Annotated in this window: 6 protein-coding genes; all 6 read left to right on the forward strand. The window is 74.6% G+C overall.

The annotated features are described in order from the left end of the window. On the forward strand, positions 1-328 hold a 328-nt coding region (locus tag CVO76_RS15770; RefSeq protein ID WP_208740066.1), incomplete at its 5' end, for a DUF4129 domain-containing protein. Next, positions 325-819 carry a hypothetical protein gene (locus tag CVO76_RS15775; RefSeq protein WP_208740067.1) on the forward strand — a complete coding sequence of 165 codons (495 nt, stop codon included), beginning with the start codon at positions 325-327 and terminating at the stop codon, positions 817-819. The genes CVO76_RS15770 and CVO76_RS15775, both read left to right, overlap by 4 nt. Next, positions 816-1,835, forward strand: coding sequence for an AAA family ATPase (locus tag CVO76_RS15780; protein ID WP_208740068.1), 1,020 nt, complete (start codon positions 816-818; stop codon positions 1,833-1,835). The genes CVO76_RS15775 and CVO76_RS15780 overlap by 4 nt, the downstream gene beginning before the upstream one ends. Then, positions 1,828-3,207 carry a DUF58 domain-containing protein gene (locus CVO76_RS15785; RefSeq protein WP_208740069.1) on the forward strand — a complete coding sequence of 460 codons (1,380 nt, stop codon included), beginning with the start codon at positions 1,828-1,830 and terminating at the stop codon, positions 3,205-3,207. The genes CVO76_RS15780 and CVO76_RS15785 overlap by 8 nt, the downstream gene beginning before the upstream one ends. Further along, positions 3,204-3,809: a hypothetical protein gene (locus CVO76_RS15790; protein ID WP_208740070.1), complete on the forward strand. Its 606-nt coding sequence runs from the start codon at positions 3,204-3,206 to the stop codon at positions 3,807-3,809. Before CVO76_RS15785 ends, CVO76_RS15790 begins: the two co-directional genes overlap by 4 nt. A 41-nt stretch (positions 3,810-3,850) precedes the next feature. After that, a partial coding sequence (locus tag CVO76_RS15795) for a helix-turn-helix transcriptional regulator (protein ID WP_208741867.1) occupies positions 3,851-4,047 on the forward strand: 197 nt, incomplete at its 3' end.

Genomic DNA, 4,047 nt, shown 5'->3' on the forward strand with positions numbered 1-4,047 from the left:
CTTCCGTGCCGCACTGACCGGCGATACCGACACCTCCGACGCCGTCATCCGGTGCTGGCTGGACCTCGAACGCCTGTGCGCCGCGGCAGGCGTGCGGCGCGGGCCGGCACAGACCTCGACGGATTTCGCCCGTGCTGCAGCTGCCTCGCTCGATCTTCCCGCCCGGCCGCTGGTCGCGCTCAACCGCCTGTACCAGCGCGCCCGTTTCGGGCAGGCACGCGGCGCCCGGCCGTCCCTCCCCCTGGGCCCCGCCGACCGCGAGCTGGCCGTGGCCGCCGTCGGAGAGCTCTCCGCCGCGCTCGCATCCCGGCCCGCGGTGACACCGTGAGACCGTCCGCGTGGGCCGTCACCGGGGTCCTGATCGTGCTCGCGATCGTCGCCTGCTGGTTCTTCGGCCTCGACGATCGCCACGCGGTCGTCCTCGTGGGTGCGGCCCTCGCCGCGGGTGTCGCGAACGGGCTCCTCGAAGCGATCGAGGTCCCCCGCCCCACCCTGCCGGCGCTGCCCGAGCAGGCCCGGGGCCTCGCGGACCTGCAGGCGCTGGAGTTCTCGCTCTCGTCCGCCGACCCCGGCACGCGGGCGGTCCTCGAGATGCACGCCGTCGCGGCGTCCCTGGCCGCGGCGCGGCCGGACGTCCCGAGGAGCAGCGGGCTCGAGACCTTCCTCACGCGGGCACGGCCCGCCACCCTGACGCACCGCGAGATCCGGTCCCTCCTCGACGAGCTGGACCGGATCGCAGCCACGTCGACAGGCTCCCGGACGCACGCCCGCCCATCCGCGGCCACCCTTCCCGCCGCCCGGCACGAGGAGAGACCATGACAGCCCGGAACGCCGACCTGACCGGTGCGGCAGGCGGTACCGCCGATCCCGGGGACGGGGATCCGCTCGAGGCCGCGCGCGTGGGACGCCAGGTGCTCGACCGCACCGGGACCGTCGTCGTCGGCGCGGAGGATCCGCTACGCCTGGCCCTCGCCGCCGTCCTCGCGGGCGGGCACGTCCTGTTCGAGGACCTGCCCGGCCTCGGGAAGACCCTCGCGGCGAAGACCCTCGCGCAGGCGCTCGGGCTCGAGTTCCGCCGGCTCCAGTTCACGCCCGACCTGCTGCCCTCCGACGTGACCGGCTCGTCGATCTTCAACCCCGCCACGCGGGAGTTCGAGTTCCGGCCCGGCCCGATCTTCGCGGGCCTCTTCCTCGCCGACGAGATCAACAGGACATCACCCAAGACCCAGTCCGCCCTCCTCGAGGCCATGGCGGAGGCGCAGGTGTCCGCGGAAGGCACCACACTGCCGCTCCGGCGGCCCTTCCATGTCTTCGCGACGTCCAACCCGATCGAGTTCGAGGGCACGTATCCGCTGCCGGAGGCGCAGCTGGACCGCTTCCTGGTGCGCCTGCGCTTCGGCTACCCGGGCCCGGCAGGCGAGCGGGACATCATCGCGCGCAGGATCTCGCGCCGCCAGGAGGAGACGCGGGTGGAGAGCGTCACGACGGCCGACGGCCTGCTGCGCCTGCAGGCGGCCGTCGAGTCCGTGGGGGTGGACGACGACGTCATCGACTACGCGGTGCGGCTCACGGCAGCGACGCGCAGCCACCCCGCCGTCGAGGTGGGCGCCTCGCCCCGTGGTTCCCAGGCGCTCGTGCTGCTCGGCCGCGCCCTCGCGGTGCTCGACGGCCGCGACTTCGTCCTTCCCGAGGACGTGAAGGACGGTGCCGTCGCCGTCCTCGCTCACCGGCTCACGCTGACGCCGTCCTCCTGGGCGCAGGGCGTTGCTGCCGAGACGGTGGTGCGGGACGTCCTGGCAGAGATCCCGACGCCGTCGACTGCGCCGCATGGCTAGCAGCGGCCGGGACGGCAGGTCCCCCGTCTGGGCCCTGGCCGTGGTCCTCACCCTGGTCTGCGTCGTGGCCGGACTCGTGTCGGGCCGGGCGGACACGGTCGCCCTCGCCACGCCGCTCGCACTCCTCGCCCTGTCCGGCCGCACCGGGATGCGCGTCGGCGCGGACCCACCCGCCCGCATCACGGTGGAGCGGCACGCCGAGGGCCGGGGCTCACGCCTGCGCCTCCTGCTCGCACCGCAGCAGGAGGCGGAGCCCGCGCAGAAGCGGCTCGTCGCGACCACGCTGGCCGCGGCGGGATGCCGGCCGGACGCACTGGTCCTGCGGTCGGACGAGGAGTGCCCGGTGCTCGTGGATGCACCGCCGTCCGGGGAGCTCGAGGTCCTGGCGTACGGCGCGGCGAGCTTCCGGGCAGACCTCTCGGACGCGACGGGCTTCGCGCAGGCCGTCCCGGTCCGGGTCGGCATCCTCCCGCCGGTGGGACCACTGCTCGCGCATCCAGCCTCGCGACGCCTCGTGGGCCTCGCGGGGACGCATGCGTCGAGGCGCCCCGGCGAGGGCGGGGAGCTGCGGTCCATCGCACCCCTGCAGCCGGGTGACCGGCTCCGGCGGATCGACTGGCGGGCCACCGCGCGCCGATCGGCCGACCAGGACCGGCTCATGGTCCGCCGGACCTTCGCCGATGCCGAGGCATCCGTGTTCCTCGTCATCGACCAGGCCCACGACCTTCCGGCGTCGACCGGGGACTGGTTCGTCGCTGATCCGCCGCGCATTGCCCCGGCATCCCTCCACGTGGCGCGTACCGCCGCGGCGACGGTGGCGGCGTCCTACCTGGCGGTCGGCGACCGCGTGGGGCTCGCCGACCTGTCGGGTACCCGACGGGCCCTGCGTTCGGCCGCGGGTGCGCGGCACCTGGAGCAGGTCAGGACCCGCCTGGCCGGAACGTCGGTGGTGCCGCGACGGCGACGGCGACGCGACCCCGTCCCTCCGCAGGGTGCCGTCGTCGTCGTGTTCTCCGCCTTCCTCGATGAGGAGCCCGCCCGCCTCCTGCGCCTGTGGCAGGCCCAGGGGCACCTCGTCGCCGGCGTCGACTGCGTGCCGCCGCTCCACAGGACGGAGTCGACGACGGCGCAGTCCCTGGCGGTACGGCTCACCCTCCTGCGCCGTCGCCTCCTGCTCGACGACCTGCGGCACGGGGGCATCCCCGTGTTCCGCGGGATGGCGGCGGCAGGGGTGGACACCGGCCGCGACGGGTCCGCTGCGGCTCCCGACCCGGATCCCGGGGTCGACACGGGTCTCGACGCAGGCCTCCGCCTGCTTGTTCGGCAGGCCGACCGGCGCGGAGGCCGGAGCACCGCCTGGAGGGGACCGTGATCCCGCGGCGCCGGGCGCGGAGCGGCGTCCCGGCGGTGCCCGACCGGCAGGGGCTCGTCCCCCTGTGGCTGGTGCGGTGCGCCACGGCCCTGGCCGCGGTCCTGCTGGGCGGTGTCGTCTGGAACGGTTCCGCGTGGGTCCTGCTGCCCGTCGTCGTGGCGGCGGGTGCGGCCGTGGCCCCGTCGATAGGGCCTGTCTCGCTGTCCCTCCTGCTCCTGGTGGTGGCCTACGCGGTCAACGTGCCTGCCGGGTCACTGTGGCTCCCTGTCTTCGTGGCCGGACTGCACGCCGTCTTCGTCCTCTACCTCCTGCTCCTGCCACTGCCCCTGCACGGCTGGATCAGCAGGACCGCCCTCGCCGAGCTGGGCCTGTCCTTCCTCCGCATCCAGGCGGCAGCGCAGCCCGTGGCCGTCCTGGCGCTGCTCGTGGACGACGCCGCACCCAGTCTCCTGGCGGTCCTCGTGGGAACGGCCGCCCTAGCCGGGTGGATGCTGTGGCTGGTCCTGCAGCCGGCGGGACAGCGGATGAGGAAGGGCACGGGTACGACCCGAGGCAGGACTCGACCGCACACCCGGCGGAGGCGCTCCCCGCACAACGCGTGATGCGGACAGCACCTGTCCGCAGGTCGCTGTACCGTTGCGGCATGATCGAGACGTCGGCCCGCCTGCTGCAGCTCCTCTCGCTCCTGCAGCTGAGGCGGGAGTGGACCGGACCGGCCCTGGCGCAGCGCATGGATGTCACCGAACGCACCGTCCGCCGGGACATCGGGAAACTGCGCACCCTGGGCTACCCGATCAACGCCTCCCCCGGCGTGGCCGGCGGCTACCAGCTGGGCGCCGG

Source organism: Arthrobacter agilis, from assembly GCF_002953615.1.
In the GTDB taxonomy this organism is placed as follows: domain Bacteria; phylum Actinomycetota; class Actinomycetes; order Actinomycetales; family Micrococcaceae; genus Arthrobacter_D; species Arthrobacter_D agilis_B.

Excerpts from the sequence above, each read along its gene's own strand:
- CVO76_RS15785 (WP_208740069.1), top strand. The coding sequence starts at position 1,828 with ATGGCTAGCAGCGGCCGGGACGGCAGGTCCCCCGTCTGGGCCCTGGCC.
- CVO76_RS15780 (WP_208740068.1), top strand. The coding sequence starts at position 816 with ATGACAGCCCGGAACGCCGACCTGACCGGTGCGGCAGGCGGTACCGCC.